At 61.2% G+C, this 17,526-nt stretch carries 16 protein-coding genes; 10 read left to right on the forward strand and 6 right to left on the reverse strand.

The features are described 5' to 3' along the window. Positions 1-82: 82 nt before the first annotated feature. The 5 genes from B3M58_RS07405 to B3M58_RS07425 all read left to right on the forward strand — a co-directional run bounded on the left by B3M58_RS07405 (position 83) and on the right by B3M58_RS07425 (position 3,436). Entirely contained in the window at positions 83-817 is a 735-nt protein-coding gene (locus B3M58_RS07405; protein ID WP_296217999.1) for a HupE/UreJ family protein, read from the forward strand. A 16-nt stretch (positions 818-833) separates the two neighbouring features. Then, entirely contained in the window at positions 834-1,496 is a 663-nt protein-coding gene (locus tag B3M58_RS07410; RefSeq protein ID WP_296218000.1) for a transmembrane anchor protein, read from the forward strand. Between the two features lie 72 nt (positions 1,497-1,568). Next, positions 1,569-1,697, forward strand: a complete 129-nt coding sequence (locus B3M58_RS07415; protein ID WP_296218002.1) for a hypothetical protein — start codon at positions 1,569-1,571, stop codon at positions 1,695-1,697. A gap of 413 nt (positions 1,698-2,110) precedes the next feature. Continuing rightward, positions 2,111-2,758: a response regulator gene (locus B3M58_RS07420; protein ID WP_296218004.1), complete on the forward strand. Its 648-nt coding sequence runs from the start codon at positions 2,111-2,113 to the stop codon at positions 2,756-2,758. A gap of 45 nt (positions 2,759-2,803) precedes the next feature. Continuing rightward, positions 2,804-3,436 carry a response regulator gene (locus B3M58_RS07425; protein WP_296218007.1) on the forward strand — a complete coding sequence of 211 codons (633 nt, stop codon included), beginning with the start codon at positions 2,804-2,806 and terminating at the stop codon, positions 3,434-3,436. On the opposite strand, the gene B3M58_RS07430 is transcribed toward B3M58_RS07425, so the two are convergent. From B3M58_RS07430 to B3M58_RS07455, 6 genes are all read right to left on the reverse strand, one after another. After that, on the reverse strand, positions 3,437-3,955 hold the full coding sequence (locus tag B3M58_RS07430; RefSeq protein WP_296218009.1) for a fimbrial protein: 519 nt from the start codon (positions 3,953-3,955) through the stop codon (positions 3,437-3,439). It abuts the gene before it with no gap. A 7-nt stretch (positions 3,956-3,962) separates the two neighbouring features. Further along, a complete protein-coding gene (locus B3M58_RS07435) occupies positions 3,963-4,454 on the reverse strand; it encodes a fimbrial protein (protein WP_296218012.1) in 492 nt (163 codons plus the stop codon). Positions 4,455-4,474: 20 nt separating this feature from the next. Continuing rightward, a complete protein-coding gene (locus B3M58_RS07440; protein ID WP_296218013.1) occupies positions 4,475-5,401 on the reverse strand; it encodes a fimbrial protein in 927 nt (308 codons plus the stop codon). Continuing rightward, the gene (locus B3M58_RS07445; protein ID WP_296218014.1) at positions 5,394-8,024 is read right to left on the reverse strand and encodes a fimbria/pilus outer membrane usher protein; all 2,631 of its coding nucleotides are present in this window, start codon (positions 8,022-8,024) and stop codon (positions 5,394-5,396) included. The genes B3M58_RS07440 and B3M58_RS07445 overlap by 8 nt, the downstream gene beginning before the upstream one ends. Positions 8,025-8,059: 35 nt before the next feature. After that, on the reverse strand, positions 8,060-8,758 hold the full coding sequence (locus B3M58_RS07450; RefSeq protein WP_296218015.1) for a fimbrial biogenesis chaperone: 699 nt from the start codon (positions 8,756-8,758) through the stop codon (positions 8,060-8,062). A 65-nt stretch (positions 8,759-8,823) separates the two neighbouring features. Then, a complete protein-coding gene (locus tag B3M58_RS07455; RefSeq protein ID WP_296218016.1) occupies positions 8,824-9,399 on the reverse strand; it encodes a fimbrial protein in 576 nt (191 codons plus the stop codon). Positions 9,400-9,871: 472 nt separating this feature from the next. On the opposite strand from B3M58_RS07455, the gene B3M58_RS07460 reads away from it, so the two are divergent. The 5 genes from B3M58_RS07460 to dxs all read left to right on the forward strand — a co-directional run bounded on the left by B3M58_RS07460 (position 9,872) and on the right by dxs (position 17,446). Then, complete coding sequence (locus tag B3M58_RS07460; protein WP_296218018.1) at positions 9,872-10,642, forward strand: sulfite exporter TauE/SafE family protein; 771 nt, start codon at positions 9,872-9,874, stop codon at positions 10,640-10,642. 152 nt (positions 10,643-10,794) lie between these two features. Beyond that, on the forward strand, positions 10,795-11,037 hold the full coding sequence (locus B3M58_RS07465) for an exodeoxyribonuclease VII small subunit (protein WP_296218019.1): 243 nt from the start codon (positions 10,795-10,797) through the stop codon (positions 11,035-11,037). Continuing rightward, a complete protein-coding gene (gene ispA / locus B3M58_RS07470) occupies positions 11,034-11,921 on the forward strand; it encodes a (2E,6E)-farnesyl diphosphate synthase (protein ID WP_296218021.1) in 888 nt (295 codons plus the stop codon). The genes B3M58_RS07465 and ispA overlap by 4 nt, the downstream gene beginning before the upstream one ends. Before the next feature lie 218 nt (positions 11,922-12,139). Next, positions 12,140-15,421: a carboxyl transferase domain-containing protein gene (locus B3M58_RS07475; protein WP_296218023.1), complete on the forward strand. Its 3,282-nt coding sequence runs from the start codon at positions 12,140-12,142 to the stop codon at positions 15,419-15,421. A gap of 114 nt (positions 15,422-15,535) precedes the next feature. Then, positions 15,536-17,446 carry a 1-deoxy-D-xylulose-5-phosphate synthase gene (dxs, locus tag B3M58_RS07480; RefSeq protein ID WP_296218025.1) on the forward strand — a complete coding sequence of 637 codons (1,911 nt, stop codon included), beginning with the start codon at positions 15,536-15,538 and terminating at the stop codon, positions 17,444-17,446. Positions 17,447-17,526: the final 80 nt, after the last annotated feature.

The raw sequence follows: 17,526 nt of genomic DNA on the forward strand, positions 1-17,526 counted from the left end.
CGCGGATAAATCCGCTCCCACAACAGCGCGGCTTCTCCTGCAACACGTAACGGGGACATAGCCTTTAACTCAGGACTCAACCATGCATTCGCCATCTATGGGCGCAATGGACACATCTGCCGTGCGCCCGAATCGCTCGTTACTACTGTTGCTGCTGTTCACGGCATTGCTGTTTCTCGGCATGCCTGACGCACTGGCCCACGCTGTTGCCGAGGGCGACAAGGGCTTTATCCAGGAAAGCTCCGGGGTGATGGTGCTGCCGTTCATCTACCTGGGCGCCAAGCACATGATCACCGGCTACGACCACCTGCTGTTCCTCTTCGGGGTGATCTTCTTTCTCTACCGCCTGAAAGACGTGGGGCTCTACGTCACCCTGTTCGCCGTGGGCCACACCGTGACGCTGCTGCTGGGCGTACTGGCGGAAATCAGCATCAGCGCCTACGTGATCGACGCCATCATCGGTTTCTCGGTGGTGTACAAGGCGCTGGATAACCTGGGCGCGTTCCAGCGCTGGTTCGGCCACCAGCCGAATACCCAAGCGGCCACGCTGATCTTCGGCTTGCTGCACGGCTTTGGTCTGGCGACCAAGATCCAGGAATACGAGATCTCGGCAGACGGCCTGGTCGCCAACCTGATTGCCTTCAACGTCGGCGTCGAAATCGGCCAGCTGTTGGCCCTGAGCGCCATTCTGCTTGTCATGGGCTACTGGCGGCGTACCGCCAGTTTCTGGCGTCATGCCTACACCGCCAATGTCGCCATGATGAGCGCCGGTTTCCTCTTGATGGGTTACCAGCTCACCGGCCTGCTCCTGTCTTAATTAAGGAATTCTCAGCATGTTCAATACCCAGCTTCCGACCCAAAGCGAATTGCCGACCAGCCGCCAACTGCTGCGCTCCACTGTGATCGCCGTGGGCGTTGCCGCTGCCTTGTTGGTCAGCGTGGTGATGCCTTCGGAGTACGCCATCGACCCAACGGGCATTGGCCGCGTACTCGGCCTGACCCAGATGGGCGAAATGAAGAAAACCCTGGCCGAAGAAGCGGCAGCGGATACAGCGGTTCAGCCGGCTGCGGCTCCGGTCGTTCAAGCCCCGGCTCCTACTCAGCCTGTAGCTCAAGAACCCGTTGCGGCAGCACCAATAGCTGAACCGGCAGCAGCGCCGCAGCCAGGGCTGAAAGCGGATGAGGTGACTGTCACGCTGAAACCGGGCGAGGCCAGTGAAATCAAGCTGGAAATGCTGGACAAGGCCACGGTCAGCTATGAGTGGACCACCAATGGCGTTCCGGTCAACCACGACACCCACGGCGAGCCTTACAACGGCCCGAAGGGCTACTACCACAGCTACAGCAAGGCCAAGCAGATCACGGGGGACAAAGGTGAATTCACCGCCATCTTCGACGGCACCCACGGCTGGTTCTGGCGCAACCGCAGCAACCGCGACGTGACCATCACGCTCAAGACCAAGGGCGAGTACCTAAGCGTCAAACGCGTTATCTAAGACAAAAGCCCCGGCGTCATCACCAGGCGCTGGGGCTTCTACATCCATGATCGAAATTGAAAGGAATACGCGATGAAAACCACAACGACCCTGACTCGCTCCCTGCTGCTGGTTTGTCTGCTGGGCTTACTCTCGGCATGTGGCGGTGGCGAGCCGCAAACCCAGTCCGAAGTCGAAAGCCACGGCCACTCTGACGACTGACCACTCGCCAGGGGCGTGGGTGACTCAGCGGTTACCAATGGCTGAGAAACACCGGCAGCACGCACATTCCTGGGCCGCATTGAGAGTGGTCAGGCGCAAGGTTTACTATTTGTGGCGCCGTGCCCTCTCTGGATTTGCAACGCTTTTGCTCGAAGATCGCGCTACGGCTGCAATCCCACTGTTCATCAATACCCGGCCCAAGGGATGCTTCTTCTGGGCATACTCCACCGAGCGGCCCCTGCCCTCTGCTGTGTGTTTCATCCTTGTGTTCAAGTTTTATTCAGTGTTCGCCCGGTTGACTGGGCGACCGCGCAGAGTCTGCCCCCTCAGTCTTGAATTCGTTCTTCGGCGCAGAGCGGTTGCCAATCAACAGCGTAATCGTTCATGAGTCGTCATCAATTTGGAGTCAGGCAATGCGCGAATTAAAGGTAGTGATTGCTGACGATCACCCGGTGGTGTTGGTGGGTCTTCGGGGAGTCATTCAACGCGATGAGCGCTTCGACCTGGTAGGCGAGGCGGTGAGTTCGTCGCAGTTGGTTGAGCAGTTGGCGTTGCATCGGCCTGACCTGGTGATTACCGATTTCAACATGCCCGGCGATGCAACGTATGGCGATGGACTGCAACTGATCGGACACATCACCGAACATTTCCCGGCGGTGAAAATCCTGGTGCTGACGATGGAGAGTAATCACCTGATTATTTCGCACTTACTGGAAATGGGCGTGGCGGGCGTTGTGGCAAAAAACCATATCCATGAAGAAATTGGTAAAGCACTGAACGCGCTGGCCAATGATCGGCCCTATACGGCACCGCCCGGTCAAGCAACCTCGGTGATCAGTAACCCGAAGGTCATTGACGAACGTTTTTCCACTCTTTCGCCTCGCGAAGTCGAGGTGTTACGACTGTTCGTGACAGGAAGCAGCGTGGGTGACATTGCCCGTCAGTTAAATCGCAGCGTTAAAACCGTGAGCACCCAGAAGGTGTCTGCAATGCGCAAGCTGGAAGTGCTTACCGACCATGCTTTACTCACCTACTGCATCAAGGCCGCACCCCTTGAGTAGTTGTACGTCCTGCAAACTGCTTGTCAGCACAGAGCCATACCCGCCATGCCGCAAATGAAAGTCTTATTGGCTGACGATCATCCGATTGTGTTGATGGGGGTGCGCGGAATAATTGAGCGCGATCCACGCTTCAAAATCGTGGGCGAGGCCATGAATTCGTCTGAGTTGATCAGCAAAGTGTCGCAATTGAGTCCTGATGTCATCATTACGGACTACAACATGCCGGGAGACGAGCAATACGGCGATGGCACTCGCCTGGTGGAATACCTGCGACGGCATTTCCCGCGACCTCGGGTATTGATCCTTACGATAATGTCCAACCCGAAGATTTTGACCTGGTTGTATGAGTTGGGAATCAGCGGGGTAATTTCCAAGAACGCCAGCCTGGAGCAAATCCTGGTGGCGCTGGATGCGTTCTACCGTGAAGGGCATTACCAGCACGACACGCTGACTGACGACGACCCTGGCGTTTCGCAAAAGCTCAGCCAGCTAACGGTCAAGGAACTTGAAGTCTTGCGCCTGTTCGCCTCGGGCATGAGCGTGAGTGATATTGCGCAGAGCCTGAATCGCAGTATCAAAACCATCAGCACACTGAAGATCTCGGGGATGCGCAAGCTCGATGTCGACACTGATCAGGCGCTGCTGATTCTGTGTATCAAGGCCAATCTGTTCGCCTGATTACAGATACACAATCTCCATCAACAGCGTTGAGCTGTAGCTGCCGATCGCGGGCAGTTCTTCTCCGGTCTTCACCGGCCTGACCGATAGTTTGAGCGTTAGCGAGGTGTCTTCGACGGGGAAGATCAGTTGCTCGCCCAGCTTCAGGTCCACCACTTTGGCGGTACTGGTCATGTCACTCAGGCGGGTTTTCAACCCCAGCTTGTCGAGCGTGGTGCGCAGGGTGCTGCTGTCAAAAGAGCCATTGCCCGCGCTAAAGCGCACGTGCACCTGGCTGCCTTTGATGCATTGAAAGCTCAAGGCGACATCGGTCCAGTCGGTGCTATCCGACCGCAGGGAGTTCAGGTTCACCTTGGGAATATCAACACTTTGCGACGCCGGGAAACTGGCCGTGCAGGGCGGTTTAATCAGGGTGCCGGTGATATCAAGCTGGGCCGCGTCGCCTGCGTAACTGGCCGCGCTGAAGCACAGCGTAAACGCCGACACCAGCGCCACCCACAGGCTCAATCTGGCCAGCATGCCCACCTTAGAGGTACTCGATGCTGATGACGGCCGAGGCGCTGAAGGCGCCTTCAGATACTGCGCCAAAGGCGTTCAATTTTGCTTTCATACTCAGATCAACCGTGCCGCGTTGATTGGTCAGGTTGCGCTTCACACCAGTCATATCGACTGCGCTGTTATCGCTGTTTAAGTACAAAAAATAACCCAGATAATCTTTACCGGCCCATGCCTGAGTGGTGGAACCTTGTACAAGATTGGACGCCTTGATACTGATGCTTAATGAAGAGTTAGGGGGGCACGTCAGCGTCACCGGGATATCGATCATCGGCGCGGAAGCAATCTGGTCATAGCGCAAATTGCCGAAATTGGCGGTGAGCGTTTTACTGCTGGTTAGCGTGCAAGGCGGCCGTGTCAGCGTACCGCTGACGTTGATGGTGACGGAGTCAGTCACCGCTGAAACTGGGGTACATGCCAGGCCTGCGATAACAGCAGCGGCCAACGATGATGGTAACTTCATGGTCGATTTCCTGCGCCTGATCAAAGATAGGTGATGTTGAGGGTGTACTGGCTGGAGAAGTTTCCGCTTGGAGAAACGCTGGTATTCAGACGGGGACGAAATCCCAGGCGAATATTGTTGGCGCCAGTGGTCAGCGCTAGCGTGCGCGGGCTGTTGAAAGTGACGGCGGTGTTGTTGTCGGCCCAGGTAGCAACCATCGACAAACCGGCCAGCGTGGTGGCTGATACGCCCGGGCTGCCGCTGATCGCACTTTGCGTAGGCACCAACGTGGCGGTCGCCTGCGTACCGCGGGTGCAGTTCATCGTGACAGTGGCAATTTGCTGCGAGGTCGCAAAGTCGTTGCTGTTCAGTGTGCCGAAGGGCAGGTTCAGGGTTTTGGCCGACCCCATTGAGCAGGCGGGCTGGATAACGGTGTATTGCAAAATGACTACCTGCAGATAATCCCCGTAGTTTTCCCAACCCTTAATCGAGGTATCGGTCAGGCTTACGCTAACCATGTAAACACCTGGTTTCGCAGCGGCAGGCCCTGCCACCAACACCTCGTAAGAAAACGTAGTACCAACCGTAAGCGGTACGCAACTGCTTGGCATACAGGTAGTGGAAGCGGTGCCGATAGTCTGTTCGGGCACAAACCGCCCGGAATTGACGTGAAACACCACGAGTTTTGGACCGTTGCCAACAGGGTAGAACTGGGTATGTGAAAGGGAGGCTCCTGACGGGAACCAGCGCGTCACTCGGCAATTGGCAGTCATGCTGGCCTGGATGTTTTGCGATGGCGTCACGTTGCCAATATTGATAATGCCGGTAGTGCCCGTAGCGGTGCACGACAGGTTGTTTTCAATTAACGCAAATGCCTGTTGGCTGACAAGGCTGAACAGCAAGCAAAGCAGCAGCCAGCTGCCTTTTACCCAGTTCAGGCGATGTGGTTTAGCGGTTGAGTTATGCATCGGCAATACCTTGAGTGTCTTCAGGTGAAGTCGACTTGGCCTCGCAACTGATCTGCAGTTGTCCGATGCCTGTCTCGGCAAGGGTGTAGGTGTTCAGGTCCAGATCCTTGGCGCACCAGGGCTGGCCGTTGACGTTGATCAGCAGTCGCGACTGGTCAGGCACGCCGGTCAGAAATACCCGGCCCTTGTCCGCCACCATGGCGCTGCTAAGCAACGTGCCATCGAGGCCATAGAGCTGCGCCTCAGCGGCAAACGGTGCAGGCGTACCCGTATGCGAGCTGACGCTGACCAGCAGTCGACGGCCGTTGTGGGTTTCGAAGTTGGCCAGCACAAAGGCACCCCGATTGGGGGTCACCTCCTGGACCAGTTGCGCGACATCGGTGTTGTCCGATAACGAGTCGGTATTGAGCGACACCTTGTTTTTACGATACGGCTGAGCCGAAGGAATAATCGTGTAGCCACTGCCGTTGGTTTTAACCCCACTTTTGGTCAGCACGCCGACGCCTGCGGCGCCCGGCGTGGCGACGATGATGTTGGTCTCACCCAATGGCTGGGTAAACATCAGCGTGTCGCGGGTGGCAACTACCGCACCTTCCACGCCGTAGTCCGTCTGGCGGGTGTGTTGATCCTTGTTGTAAGACCCGTGCCAAATGGCATTGGCTGCGTTGTAACGGGCGGCCATTGAGCCGCCGAGCACGCGCTCATCGTCACTGACTTGCTGATTGATACCCACGTTGTAAGACAGGGCACTGTCCTGAAATTGAGAACCGCTGAACGTAGCCGAGCGGCTGGCATGACCACTAGAATCCTGGTTAGTGCTCAGGCCGATGCGGCTACTGCTGCCCGGTTTGCCAAGCGGGATACTCACGCTCAACGACACGCTACGAATGTCATCGCCGTTGCCGCTGTTTTGTGCCAGGCCCAGGTTGTACGAGGCGCTGCCGACACTGAAGCTGTACCCCAACTGCACTGCGGTGTTGCTCTTGGCCATGTTCCAGTAGTCGGTCTTGGTCAAGTTGGCGTACATGCCGCCATAGCTGCCAAATTGCTGCGCCACGTTGGCGGTAAAGCTGCTTTTCATATGGCCGCTTAAATACGGGGAAAATACACCGCCGTTGTTCAGCGCATCATCAACATAGGGGGCGAGCGAATTGTTGGCTCGCGCGTTGATCGCCTCGTTAAAGCTGTAATAACCGCTGGTGGAGTAGCGATAGCCAATCAGGCTGAAGCTGGTGTCTGTCAGGTCGATGGATTTCGAGTAGCGAAAGCGGTACGACTGACCCGAGAGGGTCTGGGATTCGGGCCCCATGTCGTCGCTGATGGCATGGGTCACGTCCAACGAGATGGCACCGAACCCCGCGAAGTCATGGGCAAAGCCCAGTAACGCGGATTTGTACTGCTGGCTGACGATGGTGCCGCCGAACAGCGTGGTGCCTTCGGTCAGTCCTCGGCGCAAGGTGCCTTGTACAAAACTGGGCGCCTGCGTAAGCAGAGCGCCGTCTGCCGGGCGATATTGCCCCGCTGTCGCGGCGTAGCTCTGCTGACCTTCGCGCAACATGTACGGCACCGAGGAAAACGACTGGGTGTACACCTGACGTTCGCCATTGGGGCCTTCGATGGTGACTTCGATATCGCCGTTGCCTGAGGTGGAGTACAGGTCCTTGAGTGCAAACGGACCGGAAGGCACCCACTGTTCACTGATCACATAGCCACGTTGGCGTAACGTCACCAGCGAGCGACCGTTGGCTACGCCGCGCACCACAGGGGCAAAGTTGCGCGACTCATCGGGCAACATGTCCAGATCAGAGGCAATGCCCACCCCGCGATAGGAAATGGTATCGAACAAATCGCTGTCGGTTGAGCTTTCACCGACAGTGGCAATGGCCATCAGATTGCCCAGGTCGTGCTGAACATAGGTGTCCACCGATTTCCAGCGACCGTCGACGTTGGTGCTTTTTTGCCAGGTCGAGAAGTTGCGAAAGCGCCAGGCACCACTGTTGATTCCGCTGTGCACACTGCCGAACTGGGATTGCCGATCACCGTACTGATTCTCGTAGTGGCTGCCTGAAAAACTGTAGTTGGCAAAGGCCACCTGCTCGCCATCGCTCCAGCTTTTACGGCGGGTTGCGAACGGCACACTGCCGATAAAAGCCTGGGGGACGTGCAAGTCCAGGTGCTGTTTATTGAAGTCGTAGTCATACGTGACACCGCTGAGGTCACGGTTGAAGTACACGCAACTGTCAGCACTGATCTCGGCGTTCGTCAGTCGCGCTGGATCAACGCCCAGGTCAGTCAAGGCCTGAAGGCTGAAGCAAGGAAACAAGCCGGCAGGGGTCGCAGTCTGACTCACCGTTTCGCGAATAAACTGGATATCGCGTTGCTCGATGAGCCGCTCATCCACTGACAGGTCGACGCGATAAATACCGGGTATTTGCCCTTGGCTCATGGCCTTAACTTGTTCGACAACCTCGGCCGAACTGTTGCCGCCACCAATTTCCAAGAAGGAAGCATCGAAGCTGTAGTCCGCATGAACGGCGCTCGTTGTTAGGCCGACAGCACCAAGGCTGAGAGTGCTCCAACACTTTATTCGGCGCGCGAAGGCGCACATGCGCAGTCGCAGCATGAGGGAACCCTTCCAGTCAGCGAATCATTCAGTCATTAATGAGGGGGAACGGGAGCTGCCTTGACCGTGCTGCCGTATTCGTTGATGTAACTGAGAACGAGCGTGTCGCTGTTGTTCAGTGAGGTGTGGGTGGTGACGGTGCTGCCTGGCTTGATCACTTCGGGCACGTCTTGGCTGGCGATGTTGTTAATCAGTAGTTCACTGACCACAACGTTAAAGCCCGACGGGTTATGCACACTCAGTTTCCCGTCTGCAACACGCCATTGAAGTTTCTCCACAGCGTCGATCAGAGAGCCTTTCAAACTGGCGGGGCGATAAAACAATTTGATGGTGGTCTTGAGCGCAATCTGCAGCACGTTCTGATTACGCTGCTCGTCGCTCATCGCCGGGATCGCTTTTACGTTGAGCAAAAACAGGCTTTCTTGATCGGCCGGCAAGTTCTGCGTGTTGGTAGCAATAATCCGCAGAATGTTCTGGCTATTGGCGTCCAGACGAAACAGCGGCGGCGTGATGATAAATTCATCCGCACTGTCATCCCGATTATCAAAAGGGCTGACCCAGGACTGCACCAGATACGGCACGCCATCGTCGCCCGAGTTTGCAAGTGCAAGATTGGCTTCCTTTTCCTTGCCTTGATAAATAACGCGCGTGGAGCCCACATTGACGCCTGCCTGAACCTGCGGCAGCCAAAAGCCCACTGCCAATACCAAAAAGGCTGCAACTTTTAAACGCATGAAGGAGGTCCTCCGATTAACGCCAGAGCTCGCGATTAGCCGCAAGCTCTCTCGTTAAAGATGAATTACTTGTAGGTAACGTCGAAGCTGGCCAACGCGTTGACCTTACCGGTGCCGATACCGCGTACGCCTGGGGTCTCACCCGAGGCTTCGGTGTCTGCAACCAAGCGCACGTAGGACGCAGTGAAGTCGAAGGTGTTGGACTGTGGGCGCAGCACGTAATCGTTGCTGGCGGCATTCAAAGCCAGTTTTTCGCCGGTACGCGCATCGTTGATTTGAATGCCGACGCCAGACACCTGGTTATCACCGATCATGCCCAGGACGGTCGCATCGGTCGCGGCTTGTTGGCCGCTGAACTTGATGGAAGCGTTTTTCAGGGTCGAACCGCTGCAGTTCTCCAAAGAAATCGAGAACGGGGTAGAACCGGCAGTGGCACCGACGGTGTTGGCAAAATCAGCGATACGAACCTGGTCCATCTCAACCGATTTCTTCACGCTTTCGCTGTTGATGGTGCACGCGTTATCGTTGATGGTACCGGTGAACTCAACCTGGCCATCAGACGCCTGAACGGTAGCAGCAGCCATCAGAATCAACAGCGAGGAACCACAAAGCGCAGTGTATTGGCCCATTTTTTTAAACATGAGAGATGCCCTCTACAAGTAAGTGATGTTTAGTGCCCCTGTTCACGGCTTGCCGCAGCAGGTGTTACCTAGGATGCAATGTGCAGGGCGCCAACCCCATCAGACGATTCCTATTCGGGCCCTCTCTATGTCCTTGACCTGCAAAGTTCCTGCTGAATAAAACAGCGGCACGCCCCATGTAGCTAAGCCTCGGTGCACTGGCACTGAGCTCACTCAACCACTCCTGCTGAGCGGGCTTGCACTGTTTATCAGGCAGCCAACAACGTGTTGAACGCGCAAAGCGAGAAGACCGATGTCACGTCGCACGGCTGATGGAAGCACTCATGGACATGAAGCTTTTTATGCAGTGCCGCCGAGCGCGATGGCCAGCCCAACGCCAACATGGCATGCCCGCGAATTGCTTCTTTGGTAGCACTTGGCTGACCGATAGGTCAGGCCTTACCCTTGCCTCTTTTCGGTGCAGGCACGGTCGATGTCGATTTCTGAGCTTCTTCTCCTGGTACTGGCCGGCTTTGCCGCTGGCGGCATGAATGCCCTCGCCGGCGGCGGCACCTTCTTTTCCTTCCCCGCCCTGCTCGCGGCCGGCCTACCGCCGGTGACCGCCAATGCCACCAATGCCGTGGCCTTGTGGCCAGCCAGCCTGGCCGGCGCCTGGGCCGCGCGCGACTCGTTGCGCCCGCTCGGCGGCTACCTGCTGCCGCTGCTGCTCGCCGGGTTGTGCGGCGGCTTGCTCGGCGGCTTGTTGCTGCTCGCCGGTGGCGACGATGTGTTTGCCACGCTGATTCCCTGGCTGTTGCTGGCCGCCACCGCCCTGTTCGCCGCCAGCCCCTGGCTCAGTCGTTGGCTGGCCGCGCGGCGTGCCGAGGCGACGCACCCGCCGCACAACAAACTGTCGCTCGGCGCGCACGTCGCAGTCTCGATCTACGGCGGTTACTTCGGCGCCGGCATGGGCATCCTGCAACTGGCGGCGTTTTCCATCGAAGGCCACCCGCTGGCGCGCGCCAACGCGCTGAAGAACCTGATCTCGGCGGTGATCTACAGCGTCGCCACTGCCACCTTCGTGATCGCCGGACGGGTCAGTTGGTACGAGCTGATCATCCTGCTGGTCGGTGCCACGCTGGGCGGCTATACCGGTGGGGCGCTTGGCCAGCGCTTGCCAGCCCATTGGCTGCGCGCCCTGGTGATTCTGGTGGGCAGCGGCATGACCGCGTATTACTTCTGGGCGACCTATTTTTCGCACTGAATCAGCCCCACGAAGCGAGTAGAACTTCCGGCGCCGCAGCGGCGTCCAAGCAGTGGCCCACCCGCCTTCGTCGATTTGCCCGCGCGGCATGGCTCTGCTAGTGTCGCGGCGGTTGCAAATCCTGCCCGAGCCCCCGCCAGAGAACGCCCGCCATGGCCCGTAAAAAAGCCGCGCTCGACTTCGAGCAGTCCCTCACCGACTTGCAGAACCTGGTCGAACGCCTGGAGAACGGCGAACTGTCGCTGGAAGACTCGCTGACCGCCTTCGAACAAGGCATCCGCCTGACCCGCGATTGCCAGGCCGCCCTGACCCAGGCCGAGCAGAAAGTGCAGATTCTTCTGGAGCGCGACGGCGAGCTGGAGGAAGCCCCCTTCGACGCGGATCACGGCGCATGATCGCGGCCTACCAAGCGCACTGCCAACGCCGCGTCGATAGTGCCCTGGAGCCGCTGTTCGAAGCCCCGCGCCCGGAACTGACGCAGCTCTATCAGGCCATGCGTTACAGCGTGATCAACGGCGGCAAACGGGTTCGCCCGCTGCTGGTGTATGCCGCCTGCGAAGCCCTGGGCGGCGAGCCGCAGCGGGCCGATGGCGCGGCCTGCGCGGTGGAGCTGATCCATGCCTATTCGCTGGTGCACGACGACCTGCCGGCGATGGACGACGACGACCTGCGCCGCGGCCAGCCGACCACTCATAAAGCCTTCGACGAGGCCAGCGCGATCCTCGCCGGCGATGGCTTGCAAAGCCTGGCCTTCGAAGTGCTCGCCGACGCCCGGCGCAATCCGCAGAACGCCGAAGTGCGCCTGGCGATGATCAGCAGTTTGGCGCGCGCCGCCGGCCCGGCGGGCATGGTCGGCGGTCAGGCCATCGACCTCGGTTCGGTCGGCATGAAACTCAATCAAGCCGCGCTGGAAAGCATGCACCGGCACAAGACTGGCGCCTTGATCGAAGCCAGCGTGCGCCTCGGCGCCCTGGCCAGCGCCCGTGCCGACGAGCGCGCGCTGAAAGCCCTGCACAACTATGCTCAGGCCATCGGCCTGGCGTTTCAGGTGCAGGACGACATTCTCGACGTGGAAAGCGACACCGCCACCTTGGGCAAGACCCAGGGCAAGGACCAGGCGAACGACAAACCGACCTACCCGGCGCTGCTCGGCCTCGACGCCGCCAAGGCCTACGCCCTGGAACTGCGCGACCAGGCCCTGCATGCCCTGCGCCCGTTCGACAGTGCCGCCGAACCGCTGCGCGAACTGGCGCGTTATATCGTCGAACGGCGCAGCTAAGCCTGCGCAATGCCCATCGCGGGCAATAACTGGGCGTTCCCCCCGCTCCTACAGATCATCCACGCGCCTGTAGGAGCGCGCCATGCCCGCGACCATCGCGCCACAGCCCCCGCCCGTTATCACCCATATCAATAGCCCGACCCTCAGCCGCTAAGGCTTGGTTTACCCAGCCCGCAGAGCGCCTAAGATGGCCCGCAGAATAAAAATCTGGAGCCACCATGCCCTTTGCCGCGCTGTTGATCGCCAACCGTGGCGAAATCGCCATCCGTATCGCCCGTGCCGCCAGTGAACTGGGTATCCGCACGGTCGCGGTATACGCCGAAGACGATGCCGCCTCCCTGCATGTACGCAAGGCCGATAGCGCCGTGGCGCTCACCGGGCGCGGGGTGCCGGCCTACCTGGACATGCAGCAACTGATCGCGGTGGCCCAGGCGCAGGGCTGCCAGGCGATTCATCCGGGCTATGGTTTTCTCGCCGAAAACGCCGAGTTCGCCCGCCGCTGTCAGGCCGCCGGCCTGCGCTTCATCGGCCCCAGCGCCGAGGTGCTGGGGCTGTTCGGCGATAAGGCCCAAGCCCGCACCCTCGCCGAGCGCTGCGCGGTGCCGCTGGTGCAGGGCATCAACCACGCGGTCAGCCTGATCGAAGCCCGGGATTTCCTGCACCGCCTCGGCCCTGGCGCCGCGGTGATGCTCAAGGCTCTGGCCGGCGGCGGCGGGCGCGGCATGCGCGCGGTGTTCGACGAGGCCGAACTGGCGCACGCCTTCACCCGTTGCCAGTCCGAGGCGCGCGCCGCCTTCGGCGCCGAGGCGCTGTATGTCGAACAGTTGGTGAGCAATGCCCGGCACATCGAAATCCAGGTGATCGGCGATGGCACGGGGGCCGTCAGCCACCTCTGGGAGCGCGATTGCAGCCTGCAACGGCGTCAGCAGAAGCTGCTGGAAATCGCCCCCAGCCCCAACCTCCCGACGGCTACCCGCGAGCGAATGATCGCCGCCGCCCTGACCCTCGCCGCCGAGGTGCGTTACCAGGGCCTCGGCACCTTCGAGTTCCTGCTGGATGCCGAGCAGCCCGAGCGCTTCTACTTTATGGAGGCCAACCCGCGCATCCAGGTCGAACACACGGTCACCGAACAGGTCACCGGTGTCGATCTGCTCCAGACTCAGCTGCAACTAGCCAGCGGCCGCACGCTCGCCGAACTGAACCTGCTGCAACCACCACCGCTGAGTGGCTGCGCCGTGCAGCTGCGCATCAACCTGGAAAGCATCGGCGCCGACGGCAACACGCGGCCAGCGGTGGGCACCCTCAGCGCCTACGAGCCGCCCAGCGGGCCGGGCCTGCGCGTGGACGGCTACGGTTACGCCGGCTACCCGGTCAACCCCAGCTACGACTCGTTGCTGGCCAAGCTAATCGCCCATGCCCCGGATTACCCGGCCGCCCTGCGCCGCGCCTACCGTGCGCTGTGCGAGTTCCGCCTGGAGGGCGTGGCCAGCAATCTGCACCTGCTGCAAAACCTGTTGCGCCTGCCGGAAGTCGCCGCCCACCAGGTCAGCACGCGCTTTGTCGAAAGCCAGTTGCCGCGTTTGCTGGCCGCGCAAGCCGAAGCCCATGCGCACCTGTACTTCGCCGGCAGCCCGGCGACAACCAGCAGCGCAGTACCACAGCACGACGCACCGCCGGGTTGTCAGCCGCTGAGCACGCCGAGCGCCGGTGTGGTGGTCAGCCTGGATGTTGCCGAGGGCGCCGCGGTCGCGGTTGGCCAACGCATCGCCGTGCTCGAGGCGATGAAGATGGAGTTCGAGGTCAAGGCCAGCCACAGCGGCATCGTCCGCACCCTGGTCGTGCAACCGGGCCAGGCGCTGGGCGAGGGCCAGGCACTGCTGTTTATCGAACCGGCCGAGGTGGCGCGCGCGCTCGGCCACAGCGAAGAAAGCCTCGACCTCGACCACCTACGCGCCGACCTCGCCGAAGTGCTCGAACGCCACGCCATCACCCGTGACGAGCGCCGCCCGCAAGCCGTGGCCAAACGCCGTAAAACCGGCCAGCGCACCGTTCGTGAAAACCTGGCGGACTTGCTGGATGACGGCAGCTTTATCGAATACGGCGCCCTCGCCCTGGCCGCGCAACGGCGCCGCCGATCGCTGGAGGAGTTGATTGAACAGAGCCCGGCCGATGGCCTGGTGGCCGGCATCGGCACGGTCAACGCCGCGGCGTTCGGCAGCCAGGCGGCGCGCTGCATGGCGATTGCCTACGACTACACGGTATTCGCCGGCACCCAGGGCCTGATGAGCCACAAGAAGACCGACCGCATGCTCGGCCTCGCCGCCCAGTGGCGCTTGCCGCTGGTGCTGTTTGCCGAGGGCGGTGGCGGGCGCCCCGGCGATAGCGATTTCGTCGGGGTGGCCGGGCTGGACTGTCACACCTTTGTCGGCATGGCCAAACTATCCGGCCTGGTGCCGCTGGTCGGCGTGGTCTCCGGGCGCTGCTTCGCCGGCAACGCCGCTTTGCTCGGCTGCTGCGACGTGATTATCGCCACCGACAACGCGACTATCGGCATGGCCGGCCCGGCGATGATCGAGGGCGGCGGCCTCGGCAGCTTCAAGCCGGAAGCAGTCGGCCCGGTCAGCGTGCAAGGCCCCAACGGGGTGATCGATGTGCGCGTGACCGACGAAGCCGAGGCGGTGCGCGTGGCCAAGCAGTACCTGAGCTACTTCCAGGGTGCGCTCAACGACTGGCACTGCGCCGACCAACGCGAGCTGCGCCAGCTGATTCCGGAAAACCGCCTGCGCGTGTATGACATCCGCCAGGTGATCGCCACCCTTGCCGACACGGACAGTGTGCTGGAACTGCGCCGCCAGTTCGCCCCCGGCCTGATCACCGCGTTTATCCGCATCGAAGGCCAGCCGTTCGGCCTGCTAGCCAACAACCCGGCGCACCTCGGTGGAGCCATCGACGCCGTAGCCGGCGACAAGGCTGCACGTTTTATGCAGCTGTGCGACGCCTTCGATATCCCGCTGCTGTCGTTGTGCGACACCCCCGGCTTTATGGTCGGCCCCGAGGCGGAAAAGCAGGCCACGGTGCGCCATGTCTCGCGCATGTTTGTCGCCGCCGCCAGCCTTAGTGTGCCGTTCTTTACCGTGGTGCTGCGCAAGGGCTACGGCCTCGGCGCCCAGGCCATGGCCGCCGGCAGCTTCCACTCGCCGCTGTTTACCATCGCCTGGCCCAGCGCCGAGTTTGGCGCGATGGGCCTGGAAGGCGCGGTGCGCTTGGGTTTCGCCAAGGAGTTGGCGGCCGTGGAAGACCCCGCCGCGCGCCAGCAGCTGTTCGACAAGCTGGTGGCCAAGGCCTACCAGAACGGCAAGGGCATCAATATGGCCAGCTTTCTCGAGATCGATGCGGTGATCGACCCGCTGGAAACCCGCAGTTGGCTGCTGCGCGGCCTCAACGCCACGCCCAAGCCCGCGCCGCGCGAAGGCAAGAAGCGCGCGGTCGATACCTGGTAACGGCTCACCCACCCGGCAAATGTGCGAGCGACCCGCCTGCCCGAACCTTGTTTGGGCAGTTTCTGGTGCATCGGGTAAACTGCCGCATCTTTTATACCTATAACGATTCGCCTGATGCCGACGACCTTCCATGAGATCCCCCGCGAGCGCCCGCTGACGCCCCTGCTCGACCGCGCCAACACGCCGGACGAGCTGCGCCGGCTGGGCGAAGCCGAGCTGGAAACCCTGGCCGACGAACTGCGCCAGTACCTGCTCTACACGGTCGGCCAGACCGGCGGGCATTTCGGCGCCGGCCTCGGCGTGATCGAACTGACTATCGCCCTGCATTACGTCTTCGACACCCCGGACGACCGCCTGGTGTGGGACGTCGGCCACCAGGCCTACCCGCACAAGATCCTCACCGGGCGCCGCGAGCGCATGGGCAGCCTACGCCAGAAGGACGGCATCGCCGCCTTCCCGCGCCGTACGGAAAGCACGTACGACACCTTCGGCGTCGGCCACTCCAGCACCAGCATCAGCGCGGCGCTGGGCATGGCCATCGCCGCGCGCCTGCAAGGTAGCAAGCGTAAGTCGGTGGCGGTGATCGGCGACGGCGCGCTGACCGCCGGCATGGCCTTCGAAGCGCTGAATCACGCCTCGGATGTCGGCGCCAACATGCTGGTGGTGCTCAATGACAACGACATGTCGATCTCGCGCAACGTCGGCGGCCTGTCCAACTACCTGGCAAAAATCCTCTCCAGCCGCACCTACGCGAGCATGCGCGAAGGCAGCAAGAAGGTGCTCTCGCGCCTGCCCGGCGCCTGGGAAATCGCGCGTAAGACCGAAGAACACGCCAAAGGCATGCTGGTGCCCGGCACCCTGTTCGAAGAACTGGGCTGGAACTACATCGGCCCGATCGACGGCCACGACCTGCCCACCCTGCTCGCCACCCTGCGCAACATGCGCGACCTGGAAGGCCCGCAGTTCCTGCATGTGGTGACCAAGAAAGGCAAGGGTTTCGCCCCCGCCGAGGTCGACCCGATCGGCTACCACGCGATCACCAAACTGGAGCCGCTCAAGGCGGCCAGCGCCACCCCGCTGGCCACGCCCAAACCCAGCGGGCCGAAGTATTCCAGCGTGTTTGGCCAGTGGCTGTGCGACATGGCCGACGCCGACGAGCGCCTGGTCGGCATCACCCCGGCGATGAAGGAAGGTTCCGACCTGGTGGCGTTCAGCGAACGCTACCCCGCGCGCTATTTCGACGTGGCCATCGCCGAGCAACATGCGGTGACCCTGGCCGCCGGTATGGCCTGCGATGGCGTGAAACCGGTAGTGGCGATCTATTCGACCTTCCTCCAGCGCGCCTACGACCAACTGATCCACGACGTGGCGGTGCAGCACCTCGACGTGCTGTTCGCCATCGACCGCGCCGGTCTGGTCGGCGAAGACGGCCCGACCCACGCCGGCAGCTTCGACCTCTCTTACCTGCGCTGCATCCCCGGCATGCTGGTGATGACCCCCAGCGACGAGAACGAGTTGCGCCGCATGCTGACTACCGGCTACCTGTTCGACGGCCCGGCCGCCGTGCGTTACCCGCGCGGCAGTGGCCCGAACGCCGCCATCGAGGCCGGCCTGGCAGCGCTGGAAATCGGCAAAGGCGTGATCCGCCGCCAGGGCCAGGGCGTCGCCCTGCTGGTGTTCGGCGTACAACTGGGCGAAGCGCTGCAGGTCGGCGAGACCCTGGACGCCACGGTGGTCGACATGCGCTTCGTCAAACCGCTGGACGAAGCCCTGGTGCGCGACCTGGCCACCCGTCACGCGCTGCTGGTAACCGTTGAGGAAAACAGCATCATGGGCGGGGCCGGCAGCGCGGTCAGCGAGTTCATGGCCCGCGAGAACCTGCTCAAGCCGATCCTGCACCTGGGCCTGCCGGACTATTACGTGGAACACGCCAAACCGGCGCAGATGCTCGCCGAATGCGGCCTGGATGCCGCCGGCATCGAAGCGGCGGTCCGCCAGCGGCTCGCCACGCTGCACGGCGAATAACCGATAGTCCGCCGCGTTCGACAACGACACCGGCGGACAACGCTTCGCGATGTCCGCCCTACGGGCTGAATTGCTTTACC

It is taken from the genome of Pseudomonas sp. UBA2684, assembly GCA_002354655.1.
Taxonomy (GTDB): domain Bacteria; phylum Pseudomonadota; class Gammaproteobacteria; order Pseudomonadales; family Pseudomonadaceae; genus Aquipseudomonas.

What these genes read in the sequence shown, in the direction of transcription:
- B3M58_RS07405 (WP_296217999.1), top strand. Translation starts at nt 83, where the DNA reads ATGCATTCGCCATCTATGGGCGCAATGGACACATCTGCCGTGCGCCCG.
- B3M58_RS07410 (WP_296218000.1), top strand. Translation starts at nt 834, where the DNA reads ATGTTCAATACCCAGCTTCCGACCCAAAGCGAATTGCCGACCAGCCGC.
- B3M58_RS07415 (WP_296218002.1), top strand. Translation starts at nt 1,569, where the DNA reads ATGAAAACCACAACGACCCTGACTCGCTCCCTGCTGCTGGTTTGTCTG.
- B3M58_RS07420 (WP_296218004.1), top strand. Translation starts at nt 2,111, where the DNA reads ATGCGCGAATTAAAGGTAGTGATTGCTGACGATCACCCGGTGGTGTTG.
- B3M58_RS07425 (WP_296218007.1), top strand. Translation starts at nt 2,804, where the DNA reads ATGCCGCAAATGAAAGTCTTATTGGCTGACGATCATCCGATTGTGTTG.
- B3M58_RS07430 (WP_296218009.1), bottom strand. Translation starts at nt 3,955, where the DNA reads ATGCTGGCCAGATTGAGCCTGTGGGTGGCGCTGGTGTCGGCGTTTACG.
- B3M58_RS07435 (WP_296218012.1), bottom strand. Translation starts at nt 4,454, where the DNA reads ATGAAGTTACCATCATCGTTGGCCGCTGCTGTTATCGCAGGCCTGGCA.
- B3M58_RS07440 (WP_296218013.1), bottom strand. Translation starts at nt 5,401, where the DNA reads ATGCATAACTCAACCGCTAAACCACATCGCCTGAACTGGGTAAAAGGC.
- B3M58_RS07445 (WP_296218014.1), bottom strand. Translation starts at nt 8,024, where the DNA reads ATGCTGCGACTGCGCATGTGCGCCTTCGCGCGCCGAATAAAGTGTTGG.
- B3M58_RS07450 (WP_296218015.1), bottom strand. Translation starts at nt 8,758, where the DNA reads ATGCGTTTAAAAGTTGCAGCCTTTTTGGTATTGGCAGTGGGCTTTTGG.
- B3M58_RS07455 (WP_296218016.1), bottom strand. Translation starts at nt 9,399, where the DNA reads ATGTTTAAAAAAATGGGCCAATACACTGCGCTTTGTGGTTCCTCGCTG.
- B3M58_RS07460 (WP_296218018.1), top strand. Translation starts at nt 9,872, where the DNA reads ATGTCGATTTCTGAGCTTCTTCTCCTGGTACTGGCCGGCTTTGCCGCT.
- B3M58_RS07465 (WP_296218019.1), top strand. Translation starts at nt 10,795, where the DNA reads ATGGCCCGTAAAAAAGCCGCGCTCGACTTCGAGCAGTCCCTCACCGAC.
- ispA (WP_296218021.1), top strand. Translation starts at nt 11,034, where the DNA reads ATGATCGCGGCCTACCAAGCGCACTGCCAACGCCGCGTCGATAGTGCC.
- B3M58_RS07475 (WP_296218023.1), top strand. Translation starts at nt 12,140, where the DNA reads ATGCCCTTTGCCGCGCTGTTGATCGCCAACCGTGGCGAAATCGCCATC.
- dxs (WP_296218025.1), top strand. Translation starts at nt 15,536, where the DNA reads ATGCCGACGACCTTCCATGAGATCCCCCGCGAGCGCCCGCTGACGCCC.